Origin of the sequence: Nonomuraea sp. NPDC049504, from assembly GCF_040676845.1 — a bacterium.
GTDB lineage: Bacteria > Actinomycetota > Actinomycetes > Streptosporangiales > Streptosporangiaceae > Nonomuraea > Nonomuraea salmonea.
The window spans coordinates 19,328-33,194 of record NZ_JBFAPT010000023.1; the positions used below are offsets into that span (position 1 = coordinate 19,328).

The following is a 13,867-nucleotide window of genomic DNA, read 5'->3' on the forward strand; positions in this document are numbered from 1 at the left end:
GTGCTGAGGACCACGCTGGCCGGGCTGCGCGCGCACCGGCTGAGGTTCCTGCTGACGTCGCTGGCGATCCTGCTCGGGGTGGGCTTCATCGCGGGCACGTTCGTGCTGAACGACACCGTCGAGGCCGGCTTCGCCCAGCGGGTGACCGCCGACGCGGGCAAGGTGGACGTGGCCGTGCTGCCCAAGGGCTCCGGCGACCCGCTGCCCGCCGGCCTGCTCGACCGGATCAGGAGCCTGCCGGGCGTCACCGAGGCGCAGGGCATCGTACGCGGCCCCGCGCCCCTGCTCGGCAAGGACGGCAAGGCCGTCGGCACCCTGCCCACCACGGCCGTCTCGGTCGTCACAGGCCCGCTCGACCGTACCGACGTGGTCGCGGGCACCGGGCCCGGCACCGACGACCACGCCGCCGTCCTGGACGAGAACACCGCCGAGGCCCAGGGCCTGCGCCTCGGCGACACGATCACCGTGCTCGACTCCCGCCGCAGGCCGCACGCCTTCCGCCTGGTCGGGCTCATCGACACCGGGCTCGACCAGCAGCTCGCCTTCACCGGCGCGGTCGGCTTCACCACGGACACCGCGCGGCGCATGACCGGCGCCGAAGGGTACGCCGAGATCGACGTCAAGGGCTCCGGTGCCGGGCTGAAGCAGGCCGTCGCGGCGGCGGCCGGCGGCTCGTACGCGGTCAGAACCGGCGCCGAGCTGGCCGACGAGCTGGCCGCGTCCGCCGGCGTGGACACCCGGTTGCTCACGGTGGGGCTGCTGTTGTTCGGGCTCGTCGCGATGCTGGTGGCCGCGCTCGTCATCTACAACACCTTCACCATCCTCGTCGCCCAGCGCACCCGCGAGATGGCGCTGCTGCGCTGCATCGGGGCGACGCGGGGGCAGGTGTTCTCCCAGGTGCTGCTGGAGTCGGCCGCCGTGGGCCTGCTGGCCTCGCTGGCCGGTCTCGCCGCCGGATACGGCCTGGCCGCGCTCACGCTGACCGTGCTCGGCGCGCTGGACGCCCCGCTGCCCACCGACGCGGCCGTCACGCTCTCCCCCGTCACCGCCGGCATCGCCCTGACCGTGGGCGTGCTGGTCACGGTGGGCGCGGCGGTGCTGCCCGCGAGGTCCGCGACCCGCGTGGCGCCGGTCGCGGCGCTGCGCAGCGAACCTGAGGAGCGCACGTTCCGTGCCGGGCGGGTGCGGATGCTGTTCGCGGCGTTCTTCCTGCTGGCAGGAGCCGGTACGACCGGCGCGGGCGCGTTCGCGCTGCCCCCGGGGCAGGTCGCGCTGGTCGTCGTCATGGCCGGGGGCGCGCTCACCTTCCTTGCGGTGCTGATCCTCGGGCCGGTGCTGGTCAGGCCGCTGAGCGCGGTCGTGGGATGGGTGCCGCGCCGCTCGTTCGGGGTGCCGGGCAAGCTCGCGGTGGAGAACTCCGTCCGCAACCCCAGGCGGGCGGCCACCACCACGGTCGCGCTGACGATCGGGGTGACGCTGATGACGCTCATCTCCGTGATCACCGCCTCGACCCGGCTCACCATGACGGCCAAGCTGGACGACCAGTTCCCCGTCGACTACCTGCTGGTGGACCAGGAACGCGAGCCGCTCATCCCGCGCTCGGTGGGCGAGGAGCTGCGCACCCGGCCGGAGCTGGCCTCGGTGGGGCAGATCCGCAGGGTCGAGGCCGGTTTCGGCGGCAGGACGCAGAGCGTGGGGACGTTCGCCGGGCACGTGGAGCCCTACGTGACGGCCGGGTCACTGCGCGGGTTCGTGGCCGGGCAGGTCGCGGTCGATGAGCGGACGGCGGCCCGGCTCGGGCTGCGGCTCGGCGGCACGGCGACGCTCGCGACCCAGCGGGCGGGCACGGTCTCCCTGCGGATCGTCGCGCTGCTTGACGGCGACCAGACGATGCTGCCCTCCGTCACCGTGCCCGAGCGCGCGTTCGACGCCTACTTCGGCGCGGTGCCCGACACGCAGGTGCTGGTCACGATCGCGGACGGCGTGCCCGCCGCGCGGGCCCGCGCGGTGGTGGACGCCGCCACGGCCCCCTATCCGACCGTGTTGGTCAACAGCGCGACCGAGGTACGCGGGCAGTTCGACGAGACGCTCGACATGGTGCTGATGATCATGACGGGGCTGCTCGGGCTCGCCATCCTCATCTCGTTGCTCGGCATCGCCAACACCCTGTCGTTGTCCGTCCACGAACGCACCCGCGAGTCCGCCCTGCTGCGCGCCCTCGGCCTGACCCGGCCGCAGTTGCGCCGCATGCTGTCCGTCGAGGCGCTGGTGCTCGGGCTGATCGGGGCGCTGGTGGGCGTCGCGCTCGGGCTCGTCTTCGGGTGGGCGGCGACGCGGGCGATGCTGGAAGGCTCGCGGTACGCGGTGCCCGTCCCCCAGGTGCTGCTGTTCGTGGTGCTGTCGGGGGCGGCGGGGGTGCTGGCGGCGGTGATCCCGGCGCGGCGGGCGGCGCGGGCGTCCATCGCGGGGTCGCTGGCGGCCGGCTGACTTCGGACGAATAACGACATTCTCGAATAAACCCGAAAAAGCCGGTTAGAGGGTACGAAGCAGGTCGGGCGTCCGATGGGGGCGACGCCCGGCCTCGCCCGTGAACGCTCACCGGGACAACGCCCCATATCCACCGACTGCCGGCCGGAGGCCCGGCTCGGCGCCGTTCGGTCGTTCGGCGGTCAGCGGGGGGTGCGGCCGGGCCACAGCTCCGCGACGGTCTCCACGTCCAGCAGCGGGCGCGCCACCACCTCGCCGGTCGCCCGGTCGATCACGATGCAGGCGCCGCCGGCCGTATCCGGCAGACTGGCCGGGTCGTCGGGCTCCAGGTCGCGGACCCAGCCGACGTAACCGCCCTCGAAGCCGTAGACGCCCACGGGGACCGCCTCCTCGGGCGAGCGCACCCCGTTGTAGTACTCCTCGGCCAGCGCCCTGGCCTGCTCCAGGTTCATCGCGGCCGCCCCCACCGGTCGAGGATCACGCAGAACACCCCGGTCACCGTCCGGTACGGCGGCTCGACCGACATGTGACCCCGCTGCGCGTCGATCCAGATGACCTCGCCGTCGAAGTTGACCGCGTTCCAGGCGTGACTCCCGCCGCCCGGCCAGCGCACCACGATCACCGCGCTCGCCCCGTGGCCGGCCTCGACGAGCCGGTGGGCGATCATCGGGTAGGCGTGCCGCCCCTGCCCGGCGTACTGCAGGCGGTGGCCCACCCAGCTCTCGATCCTGGCCACGCTCCCCTGCTCGCCGGTCAGCACGGGGCGGCCGATCCGGTCGTACTCGGGCAGCCGGGGCGCGGCCGCCGCGGGCTCGCCGTGCCAGGTGGACAGCACGGCCAGCGCGCAGTCGGCGGCGTTGGAGGCCCGGAACGGGTCGTCGGCGGGCCCGCCCCCGTTGACCAGGCGCACCCAGGTGCCGCGCGGGTCGGGGAAGCGGGCGCCGCCGCGTACGGCGTCGGCGAGGTCCCGCTCCACCTGCGGATCGGGCTGCGCGAGCCCGCCCGGCACGCCGTACGGGCGGCTGTCGGCCAGCCTGGGCGGCCGGTTCGGGCCGTCGAACCAGTCACCGTCCTCACCGCCGGTCAGCGGCTCGGCGGCGAAGGACCCGTCAGAGGGCCCGGCGGTGGACCCGGCTGAGGACCCGGCTGAGGCGGCTGCAGGCGAGTCGGCATCGGTCTCGGCGGCGTGCTCGTAGTCGAGCCACCGCATCCCGTCGGCCACGACGGGGTTGTATCGGCCATCGGGAAGAACCCATCGGACACTCGGCTTGTGCTCGCGGAACACGGCCTGCCTCCTGTCATGCTTCAACGAACGATCGTAGAGGCGACGCGGTGACAAGGGGGCGAAGTCGGAGAGATTCTCCGTCCGAGCTAGGCGCTCTACCTGGGCAAACGGGGCATACCTCAGCTCACTTGCACGGTGACCGTGTGCCAGCCGGTGGCGCCGTCGGGAGCCGGCGGGGCGAGCTGGTCGGTCTGCGTACGCCCGGCCGCGTCGGTCGCGCGCACCTGGATCGCGTGCTCGCCCGGAGTCGCGTCCCAGTCGATCGACCACTGCCGCCAGGTGTCCGGGCCCGGCACCTCGGCCAGCTTCGCCACCCGCCACTGGCCGCTGTCCACCCGCACCTCGACGGCGTCCACGCCGGTGTGCTGCGCCCAGGCCACCCCGGCGATCGTGGTGCGGCCCGCCTTGAGCCGGTCGCCGTAGCCGGGGATGTCGATGCGCGACTGGGTCTTGATCGGGCCCTTGGCGGCCCAGCCGCGCGGCGTCCAGTAGGCCTCGTCCTCGTCGAACCTGGTCACCTTGATGTCCACGACCCACTTGGTGGCCGAGACGTACCCGTACAGGCCGGGCACCACCTGACGTACCGGGAAGCCGTGGTCCACCGGGAGCGCCTCGCCGTTCATCGCGATCGCGAACAGCGCGTCACGGCCGTCCATGATGACGTCCACCGGGGTGCCGCAGGTGAAGCCGTCGGCGGAGGTGGACAGCAGCATGTCGGCGTCGGAACGCAGGCCCGCCTCGCGCAGCACGTCGGCCATGCGCACGCCCAGCCAGCGGGCGTTGCCGACGTACGGGCCGCCCACGTCGTTGGAGACGCAGGTCAGGGTCACGTCGGCCTCGGTGAGCGGGCGCCCCAGCAGATCGGCGTAGGTGAGCTCGACGGGACGGTCGACCAGGCCGTGGATGCGCAGCGTCCAGTCGTCGGGGTCCACCTGGGGGACGACGATCGCGGTGTCCACCCGGTAGAAGTCCTTGTTCGGCGTGACGAACGGCGACAGGCCGGGGAGCTTGAAGTCGACGCCCGCGGGGAGCGGTTTGGCCGGGGTGGCGGGCTTGGGCAGGGCCACGCTGGTCCTGGCGGCGTCCACCGCCTGCCGGCCGCCGAACTCCCGGCCCAGCCAGGTCGCGGCGCCCGCCACGACCACGCCGCCGGCGACGCCGGTCAGCAGCCGCCGCCGGTCGAACTCGGGCACCCAGCCACCGGCCCGCATCACCGCAGGACGCTCGGGCTCGTCCTCCGGCCCCTCTTCGAGCCGCGCGTCCTCATCGTCCACGGATGCGCCCGGCACCATCGCGGGCTGGGGAGCCCGGTCGTAGGCGGGGGCCAGGGCTGGGGTGAACGTGGTGGCGCGGCGCAGCAGCCATCTGAGGGCCCACGCGCCGGCGAGCGTGCCCACGACGGTGGGCAGCAGGTCGAGCACGCCCGTGTCGGGCCTGGTGAGCACGGCCAGCAGCCCGACCACCCCGAACACCGCGAACCCGGCGAACCCCAGGCTGAGCCGACGCCTGGCCAGCACCCCGATGAGCGCCGCCACCACGGCCAGCACCACCAGCACGCCACCGACCAGCACCGCCTTGTCGTTCTCGCCGAACGCGGCGATGGCGAAATCCTTGAGCGGCGCGGGCGCCGCGTCTACGGCGGCGTCTCCGACGGCCACCACGGGAAACGCCGCGGGCCCGACGACCCCGGCCACGAGCTGCGCGACCCCGAGCGCCACACCGCCCGACACCAGCCCCACAAGCCCGCCCGCCCAAGCGGGAACGCTCACATTCCTCATCACAACCCGACGCTACGCCCCCGCACGCGGCAGGTTTCTTACGCGATGGTTACGGGTGCCCTCCGAGCGTGGGCCATTCCTCGGCCAGGAGCGCGTACGAGAGACCGTCGACCCATCCCCTGGTGCGGTGGAGTGAGTCTTTCACCGTGTGCTGTTCGCGGCGCATGCCGACCCGCTCCATCAGCCGCCACGAGGGCTCGTTGTCATAGAAGCAGTCCGCGTGCAGGCGGCGCAGGCCAAGACGCTTGAAGGAGATGTCGATGAGGGCGCGTACCGCTTCGGTGGCGTAGCCCTTGCCGCCGTAGGCGGGATCGAGCGTCCACCCGAGCTCCCCTTGGACGCTTCTCGCCTGGTCAGCGACCTCTTCCTGGGCCCAACCGTCCTGGACCCTCAGTGTCAGGTCGCCGATCACCCGGCCGTCCAGTTCCACGATGAGCAGGTCTGCGAGGCGATCCTCGCGCAGGAAACGCTCACGATAGTCGTCGTAGGTCTCTGTGGCGGCCGCGATCCATTCGTGAGTCTCCGGCAGCTGCCGGAAGGCCCACGTTGCGTCGAGGTCGCCGGGGGCAGCCCGGCGCAACAGCAGCCGCTCGGTGAGAATCGGCCAGTCCAGCGTGTCAAGAGGGTGAGGCATGGGCCCTCATACTGACAGCGGGCCGTGGTGACAGACAAACGGATTATCGCGGACGGCGTCTCCGACAACGACGCGGCGATCGCCCTGCAGAAACCGACCGCCGAGAGCACGAAGGCCGGATGGGGTTGAAAGCCACCCCACTACCGCCGAGAGCAGGAGGGGTGGGGGTCAGGTGGTGAGGAGGGTTTCGACCATGGGGGCGAGGGCGCGGAAGGCGCGGCCGCGATGACTGATCGCGTCCTTCTCCTCAGGCGCCATTTCCGCTGTGGTGCGCTCTTCGCCCTCGGGGACCAGGATCGGGTCGTAGCCGAAGCCGTTGGTGCCCCGGGGTGTCCTGATCAGGCGGCCCGGCAGGGTGCCGCTCGCGACGCGGTGCTCGCCCGAGGGCAGGGCCAGGGCGGCGGCGCAGGCGAAGTGGGCGGTGAGCTTGTCTTCAGGCACGTCGGAGACCTGGGCGAGCAGCAGCTCAAGGTTGGCCTGGTCGTCGCCGTGGCGGCCGGCCCAGCGGGCCGAGAAGACGCCTGGCATGCCGTTGAGCACGTCGACGCAGAGCCCCGAGTCGTCGGCGACGGCGGGCAGGCCGGAGCCCTGGGCCACGGCGTGCGCCTTGAGCAGGGCGTTCTCCTCGAACGTGACCCCGGTCTCGGCGACCTCGCCGATCGAGGGGAACTCTTCGAGCCCGACGATGTCGAACCCGTCGAGGATGCGGCGCAGCTCCGCGATCTTGCCCGCGTTGCGGGTGGCCAGGACGATCTTCATGACGCCAGCGCCTCCTGCTGCAGCAGGGTCAGCTCGGCGCAGCCGGTGACGGCGAGGTCGAGGAGCTGGTCGAGCACGCCCCGGTCGAACGGCGTGCCCTCGGCGGTGCCCTGCACCTCGACGAAGCGGCCGTCGCCGGTCATCACGACGTTCATGTCGGTCTCGGCGGCGACGTCTTCGCCGTAGCAGAGGTCGAGCATCGGGACGGTGCCGACCACGCCGACGGACACGGCCGCGACGGAGCCGATGAGCGGCTCACCCGGGCACATGCGGCGCTGGCGCATCCACGCGACGGCGTCGGCGAGCGCGACGTAGGCGCCGGTGATGGCGGCCGTCCTGGTGCCGCCGTCGGCCTGCAGGACGTCGCAGTCGAGCAGGATGGAGTTCTCCCCCAGCGCCTTGTAATCGACGCAGGCCCGCAGCGACCGACCGATCAGCCGGGAAATCTCATGAGTGCGCCCGCCGATTTTCCCGCGGACCGATTCGCGATCGTTACGAGTATTGGTCGCCCGCGGCAGCATCGCGTATTCGGCCGTAACCCAGCCCTGGCCGCTGCCCCTGCGCCAGCGAGGCACGCTGTCCTGCACGGACGCCGCACAAAGGACCTTGGTGCCGCCGAATTCGACCAGCACCGATCCTTCGGCGTGGGCCAGCCACTGCCGGGTGATGGTGATGGGACGGAGCTGGTCAGGGTTGCGGCCATCCTGTCGAGACATACTGCGGCCATCCTGTCGGGACATACAGATCACCCTATCTCCGCGCCACCGCACGCTTGACCAAATGTGTCCGCCACATGGATCCTTACGCAATGACAACGGGGGTGTTGCGTAACCCTGACTTCCTCCGGTTCCTCAGCTCGCACGCCGCGAACGAACTCGGAGCGAACATCTCGCGTGTGGCGCTGCCGCTCGTCGCGGTCATGACGTTGCACGCCGGTCCGGCTCAGGTCGGTCTGTTGTCGTCGCTGCAGACGGTGGCGTTCCTCCTGCTCGGCCTGCCTGCGGGGGTGTGGGTCGACAGGCTGCGCAAACGCCGCGTCATGATGGCGTCGGACCTCGCGCGGTTCGTGCTGCTCGGCAGCATCCCGGTGGCGGCCGGTCTCGACCTGCTCAGCATCGAGCTGCTGTTCGTGGTGGCGCTGCTGGCGGGCGTCTCGCAGGTGTTCAACGACGTGGCCGACTCGACGTACCTGCCCAACCTGGTCAGCACCACGCAGCTGAGCGACGGCAACGCGAAGCTGGAGACCGTACGGGCGAGCGCGTTCCTCGCCGGCCCCGGCGTGGGCGGGGCGCTGGTGCAGTTACTCGGCGCGCCCCGGACGGTCCTGACCACCGCTCTCGGGGCGCTCGCGTCAGTGTTCTTCCTGTCCACGGTGAAGGTGCCGGACAAGCCACCGGCCGACACCGAGCGCGGCCCGATGCTGCGGGGCATCAAGGAAGGACTGGCGTACGTGTGGCAGGACCGCCTGATGCGGGCCTTCGGCGCCTCGTCCGCGCTCGGCAATCTGTGCGTGAGCGGCGTGCTCGGCCTGTCGGTGCTGTTCCTGGCGGAGACGGTCAAGCTGGCCCCGGGCGCTGTCGGGGCCTTACTCATGTCCGGCGGCATCGGCGGGGTGCTGGGCGGCCTGACCGGCGGCTGGCTGTCGCGCAGGTTCGGCAGCGCCAGGACGACCCTGGTCGCCACCGCCGTCGGGGCCCCGTTCGGGCTGCTGCTGCCGCTGACCGAGCCCGACTGGCGGGTGGTCTGCTTCGCGCTCGCCTCGATGGGGATCTCGTGGGCCGCGGCCATGTCGAACGTCGGCCAGAGCACCTATCGCCAGACCGTCACCCCCGATCACCTGCTCGGCCGGGTGAACGCGTCCGTGCGGTTCGTGACGTGGGGCGTGATGCCGCTGGGCGCGCTGCTCGGCGGCATCGTGGCGCAGCAGATCGGGGTGCGGCAGGCGCTGTGGCTGCTGATGGTGGGCAGGGCGGTGGCGTTCGTGCCGCTGCTGTTCTCGCCGCTGCCGCGGATGCGTGACTTCGCCGACGCACGGCCTCACCAGTGACGGGCTCGCGAACAGGCCGGGCTCAGCCCAGCTCGTAGACGGCGCCGCTGCGCGCCAGCTCGACCGGCCCCGCGAAGCCGCCCGCCGACGCCTCCTCCAGCACGGTCGCCGAATCGTTCCACGGCACGAGGTGGGTCAGCACGAGCCGGCCGACGCCCGCCTTCGCGGCGTGCTCGGCCGCCTGCCGGCCGGTCAGGTGGAGGCCGGGCGGCAGGTCGGGCCCCTCGACGAAAGACGCCTCGCACAACAGCAGGTCGGTGCCCGTCGCCAGCTTGACCAGTTCCTGCGACTCGCCGGTGTCGCCGGAGTAGGCGACACTCCTGCCGCCGTTGGCGACGCGGAAGCCGTACGCCTCGACCGGGTGGTTGACCAGGCCGGCGGTCAGCGTGAACGGGCCGATCTCGAACGAGCCAGGACGCAGCGGGACGAACTCGAAGGCCGTCTCCAGCGCGGGCTCCTCCGGCATGCCGTACGCGCCCGCCAGCCGCCTCGGCGCGTCGGCCGGGGCGTAGACGGGGACGAGCGGGTAGGGCGCGGCCGGCCCGTACGTCCTGGCCACGTGGTAGCCGCAGATGTCGAGGCAATGGTCGGCGTGCAGGTGGGACAGGCAGATCGCGTCCACGTCGTACAGGCCGATGTGGCGTTGCAGCGCGCCCAGCGAGCCGCTCCCGAGGTCGAGCACCATCCTGAACCCGTCGGCCTCGAGGAGGTAGCAGGACGCGGGACTGTCGGGCCCGGGGTAGCTGCCCGAGCACCCGACGATGGTCACCTTCATGTGGGCCTCCCGTTAAAGGTAGTACCCCCCACTGGTGCGACTTCGACCGCGTCGATCTCCGGCCCCAGGAAACGCCGGCCGAGCCGGGCGAAGAGCAAGGAGTCGCCGGTGGCGCGGAAACGGTGCCGGGGGGTGGCCTCGCCTCCTGCCGCCAGTCCGCGGTCGTGCAGGATCCGATAGACGTCCTTGGCCGTCTCGTCGGCGCTGGAGATGAGCGTGACCCCCTCGCCGGCGACGTAGGAGATCGCGCCGGCGAGCAGCGGGTAGTGGGTGCAGCCGAGGATGAGCGTGTCGCAGCCGGCGGCCCTGACGGGCTCCAGGTAGCCGCGTACGACCTCGATCAGCTCGTCGCTCATCGTCTCGCCGCGCTCGACGTACTCGACCAGGCGTGGGGCGGCCACGCCGGTGAGCTGCACGTCGGGGGCGGCGGTGAAGGCGTCGTGGTAGGCCATGGACTCGATGGTGGCCCTGGTGGCGATCACGCCGACCTTGCCGTTGCGGGTGGCGCGCACCGCCCGCCGCGTGGCCGGCATGATCACTTCGACGACCGGGACGTCGTACCGCTCACGAGCGTCGCGCAGCACGGCCGCGCTGGCGCTGTTGCAGGCGATCACGAGCATCTTCACGTTCTGCTCGACCAGGTGGTCCATGACCTCCAGCGCGTACGCCCGCAGCTCCGCGATGCGTTTCGGCCCGTACGGCTGGCGGGCCGTGTCGGCCACGTAGGTGATGGACTCGTGGGGCAGCTGGTCGATGATCGCTCGCGCGACCGTCAGCCCGCCCACCCCGCTGTCGAAGATCCCAATGCTCGCGTCCGGCACGCTCTTGAGGGTAGGCGACCTGCACGATCAGCACTGCGTAAGAATGCTCACACCTGCGACACATGAGCTTGATGCGGTGTTGCCTTGGTCACAGGCCGACCTTCAGCCTCTTCCGACGCGGGCGAGCTGGCGCGACTGGGCGACCAGGCGGCCGGTGGAGTCGCGTACCTCGACCTCCTCGTCGAACCAGCCGTCGGCGACCAGCCGGCCGCTGCCGAGCAGGGTGAGCCAGCCGGGGGCGGGCAGGGCGCGCAGGTGCCAGGTGAGGTCGACGGTGGGCGCCCAGCCGCGCGAGCCGGAGGAGAAGATGACCGGCGGCAGCACGTCCACGGCCAGCGCCAGCACGTACGGGTCGGGGTCCTGGGGCTCGGCCATCCTGAAGTACGCCCGCGACTCGGGCCTGCCGCTGGGCCGGCCGTGCAGCCAGCCGATGGTGGGCGGGTCGAAGCGCAGCTCCATCTGGGCGTTGAGGGTCATGCCCGACTCGGGCTTGGGGTCGGGCAGCTTGGCGCACTCCTCGACGGGCGGCATCTCAAAAGCCGGTTCGTCAGCATAAATCGGCTCGACGTCCTGCAACGTGGCCGTCGTGATCAGGCTCTCGATCTGCGTCACGCCGTCCTGCACCAGCCTCGCGCGCGCGAACGCCACGGTCCTGCCCGCCTTCAGCGGCTCCACGACGACCTGCGCGGGACCGGCCACGGGCGCCTTGTGGAACTGCGCCGTCGTGCTCACCGGATGCTCGAACGGCGAGGCGTCCACCGCCGCCCGCAGGATCACGGCCATCAGATAACCGCCGTTGAGCGGCCCGCCGATCGCGTATCCGGGATCGAGGCAGACGTCGTAGGTGTGCTCGTCGACCCTGATCGCCTGCGTCGCCTCGTCGAACTTCGTCATCAGTCCCGCCTCATGTCCGAACTATGTTCTAGACATGCTAGGGCATTCGCCCATCAGCGCGCCTACCTGCGAAAACGTGATTCGGCTGACAACGTTTGATCATGGCAAGTGTCACCGAACTCATCGGTCAGTCCGTTTGGGACTCCAACGGGGTGTGGGTCGGTTTCGTGGTGGACATCCGCGTGGTCAGGCACAAGGGCGAGCTCCAGCAGAGCCACACCGTCTACGGCCTCGTCGTCTCCGGCCTGCGGGCGCCGTTCCTGCTCGGGCTCACCCGTGATCGCCAGGGCCGATCGGCCTGGTTGTCACAGCTGCTCGCCCGGGTCGTCTACGCGGGGTGCACGTTCGTCCCGTGGGAGAACGTCGTCGATTACGGAGGCGGGGAGGTGTACATCGATGTCCTGAGAAAAGAGCTGAATCGGGTCTAATCTCAACTTCAGTACATTGCAAGCGCCCGTCTAGCAACATCAGCTACCTTCTCTGTGGTCAAAAGTCCACATTGTGAGTTGAGTGATGTCTGCTAACAATCCCCCCTATGGCCAGGATCCTGACCGGACCACGGCGTACAACTGGAACCAGGGGCAGCAGCCGGAGGGCGCGCCGACGGCGCAGTATCCGGGGCAGCCCTACCCTCCCCAGCAGCCTTATGGCCAGCAGCCGGCTCAGGGGCAGGGGGCATACGGCCAGCAGGCGTCCTACGGCCAGCAGCCCCCCTACAACCCCCAGTACGGCCAGCAGCCCCCTCAGCAGCAGCCGTACGGCGGCCAGCAGGCCCAGGGCGGCTGGCAGCAGCAGCCCCAGCAGCAGTACCCCCAGCAGGGCGGCTGGGACCAACAGCAACAGCAGCAACAGGGCTGGCAGTACGAGCAGCAGGGTCCGCAGCAGGGCGGCTGGCAACAGCAGGGCTGGCAGCAGCAGGGTCCTGAGGGCTTCGGCCCGGCGGAGCCCGCCAAGAAGGGCCGCAAGAGCTGGATCATCGCGGCGGCGGCGGCGCTGGCCGTCGTCCTGCTCGGCGGCGGCGCGGTGTGGGCCGTGGGCGCACTCGGCGGCGGCGGCACCCAGCCGAGCGACGTCCTGCCGGCCGACGCGATCGCCTACGCCCGCCTCGACCTCGACCCGGCCGCGAACCAGAAGGTCGCCTTGTTCCAGCTGGCGGGCAAGTTCACCGCCACCAAGGACTCCTTCACCGGGGACGACCCGCGCAAGGCGCTGTTCGACCTGCTGAACGAGGACGGCGACAGCAAGATCGACTTCGCCAAGGACGTGGACCCCTGGCTGGGCAGCCGCGTCGGCTTCGCCGCCATGCCGTCGGGCAAGACGCAGCCCGACTTCGCGGTGGCCATCCAGATCACGGACGAGGAGGCCGCCAAGGCCGGCATCGCCAAGATCATGGAGAACGACAAGTACGGCATCGCCTTCCGCGACGACTACGCGCTGGTGACTCCGACCCAGGACCTCGCCACCAAGTACGCCCAGGCCGAGGGCAGCCTGTCGGACAACGCCGGGTTCAGCGAGGACATGGGCGCCCTCGGAGAGCAGGGCGTGCTGTCGTTCTGGGCCTCCATGGGCGGGCTGATCGAGCTCGCCAAGAAGGAGGTCCCGGCCAACCAGGCCGCGGTGCTCGACCAGGTCAAGGACGCCAGGTTCGCCGGCGCGCTGCGCTTCGACAGCGCCTACGTGGAGCTGGCCGGCGTCGTGCGCGGCGCCAAGGGCATGGCCCCGGAGGGCGACCTGCCGAAGGCGAACATCGGCACGCTGCCCGCCACCACGGCCGGCGCCGTCTCTATCTCCGGCCTCGACCAGGTGCTCACCAAGCAGTGGGCCGAGATCGAGAAGCAGGCGAGCGCGACCGGCGGCGCCCAGGTCGCGCAGATGCTGCAGCAGGTCAAGACCCAGTTCGGCCTGAGCCTGCCCGGTGACCTCGCCACCGTCGTCGGCAAGAACTTCACCGTCGCCGTCGACAGCGAAGGCCTGGACACCAACCAGATCAAGGGCGGCGTCCGGGTCGCCACCGACGCGGCCAAGGCGCAGGCGATCGTGGACAAGGTGCTGAACGCGATGTCGCAGAACGGCCAGCCCGCGCCGCAGGTCGCCAAGGTCGCGGGCGACGGCGTCTTCACCCTGGCCACCTCTCAGGACTATGCGAAGAAGCTGGCCGAGGAGGGCACGCTGGGCGAGTCGGAGACGTTCCAGACGGCCATCCCGAACGCCGGCGATGCCAACTACGCCATCTTCGTCGACCTCGACAAGGTCGAGAAGCTGTACCTCGCGTCGATGCAGGGCGACGACAAGGCCAACGCCGAGGTGTTGCGGGCGGTCGGCCTGAGTGGCAGCCAGACCGACACGGAGGCGACGTTCTCGCTGCGTCTGCTGTTCAACTGACCCAC

Annotated in this window: 13 protein-coding genes; 4 read left to right on the forward strand and 9 right to left on the reverse strand. The window is 71.1% G+C overall.

Annotation, left to right across the window (positions count from 1 at the left end; translation table 11 throughout):
* The gene (locus AB0K28_RS35860) at positions 1-2,487 is read left to right on the forward strand and encodes an FtsX-like permease family protein (protein WP_364378691.1); all 2,487 of its coding nucleotides are present in this window, start codon (positions 1-3) and stop codon (positions 2,485-2,487) included.
* 182 nt (positions 2,488-2,669) lie between these two features.
* Here AB0K28_RS35860 and AB0K28_RS35865 read toward each other — a convergent pair whose 3' ends face one another.
* The 6 genes from AB0K28_RS35865 to rph form a co-directional block, all read right to left on the reverse strand.
* Complete coding sequence (locus AB0K28_RS35865) at positions 2,670-2,954, reverse strand: hypothetical protein (RefSeq protein ID WP_364378694.1); 285 nt, start codon at positions 2,952-2,954, stop codon at positions 2,670-2,672.
* Positions 2,936-3,796: a toxin glutamine deamidase domain-containing protein gene (locus tag AB0K28_RS35870; RefSeq protein ID WP_364378697.1), complete on the reverse strand. Its 861-nt coding sequence runs from the start codon at positions 3,794-3,796 to the stop codon at positions 2,936-2,938. The genes AB0K28_RS35865 and AB0K28_RS35870 overlap by 19 nt, the downstream gene beginning before the upstream one ends.
* 95 nt (positions 3,797-3,891) lie before the next feature.
* On the reverse strand, positions 3,892-5,541 hold the full coding sequence (locus tag AB0K28_RS35875; protein ID WP_364378700.1) for a molybdopterin-dependent oxidoreductase: 1,650 nt from the start codon (positions 5,539-5,541) through the stop codon (positions 3,892-3,894).
* 58 nt (positions 5,542-5,599) lie between these two features.
* Positions 5,600-6,184 carry a GNAT family N-acetyltransferase gene (locus AB0K28_RS35880; protein ID WP_345397759.1) on the reverse strand — a complete coding sequence of 195 codons (585 nt, stop codon included), beginning with the start codon at positions 6,182-6,184 and terminating at the stop codon, positions 5,600-5,602.
* 168 nt (positions 6,185-6,352) lie between these two features.
* Entirely contained in the window at positions 6,353-6,943 is a 591-nt protein-coding gene (gene rdgB / locus AB0K28_RS35885; RefSeq protein ID WP_364378703.1) for an RdgB/HAM1 family non-canonical purine NTP pyrophosphatase, read from the reverse strand.
* A complete protein-coding gene (gene rph / locus AB0K28_RS35890) occupies positions 6,940-7,659 on the reverse strand; it encodes a ribonuclease PH (protein WP_355421280.1) in 720 nt (239 codons plus the stop codon). The genes rdgB and rph overlap by 4 nt, the downstream gene beginning before the upstream one ends.
* A 92-nt stretch (positions 7,660-7,751) precedes the next feature.
* Here rph and AB0K28_RS35895 point away from each other — a divergent pair, with 92 nt between their 5' ends.
* A complete protein-coding gene (locus AB0K28_RS35895; RefSeq protein ID WP_364378706.1) occupies positions 7,752-8,990 on the forward strand; it encodes an MFS transporter in 1,239 nt (412 codons plus the stop codon).
* Positions 8,991-9,012: 22 nt separating this feature from the next.
* Here the strand turns inward: AB0K28_RS35895 and AB0K28_RS35900 are convergent, their stop codons facing one another.
* The 3 genes from AB0K28_RS35900 to AB0K28_RS35910 all read right to left on the reverse strand — a co-directional run bounded on the left by AB0K28_RS35900 (position 9,013) and on the right by AB0K28_RS35910 (position 11,480).
* Entirely contained in the window at positions 9,013-9,765 is a 753-nt protein-coding gene (locus AB0K28_RS35900) for an MBL fold metallo-hydrolase (protein WP_345397751.1), read from the reverse strand.
* Positions 9,762-10,586 carry a glutamate racemase gene (gene murI, locus AB0K28_RS35905; RefSeq protein ID WP_364378709.1) on the reverse strand — a complete coding sequence of 275 codons (825 nt, stop codon included), beginning with the start codon at positions 10,584-10,586 and terminating at the stop codon, positions 9,762-9,764. The genes AB0K28_RS35900 and murI overlap by 4 nt, the downstream gene beginning before the upstream one ends.
* A 102-nt stretch (positions 10,587-10,688) precedes the next feature.
* Positions 10,689-11,480: a thioesterase family protein gene (locus tag AB0K28_RS35910; protein WP_364378712.1), complete on the reverse strand. Its 792-nt coding sequence runs from the start codon at positions 11,478-11,480 to the stop codon at positions 10,689-10,691.
* Positions 11,481-11,581: 101 nt separating this feature from the next.
* Here AB0K28_RS35910 and AB0K28_RS35915 point away from each other — a divergent pair, with 101 nt between their 5' ends.
* Complete coding sequence (locus tag AB0K28_RS35915; RefSeq protein ID WP_364378715.1) at positions 11,582-11,908, forward strand: hypothetical protein; 327 nt, start codon at positions 11,582-11,584, stop codon at positions 11,906-11,908.
* 85 nt (positions 11,909-11,993) lie between these two features.
* Positions 11,994-13,862: a DUF3352 domain-containing protein gene (locus tag AB0K28_RS35920; RefSeq protein ID WP_364378718.1), complete on the forward strand. Its 1,869-nt coding sequence runs from the start codon at positions 11,994-11,996 to the stop codon at positions 13,860-13,862.
* Positions 13,863-13,867: the final 5 nt, after the last annotated feature.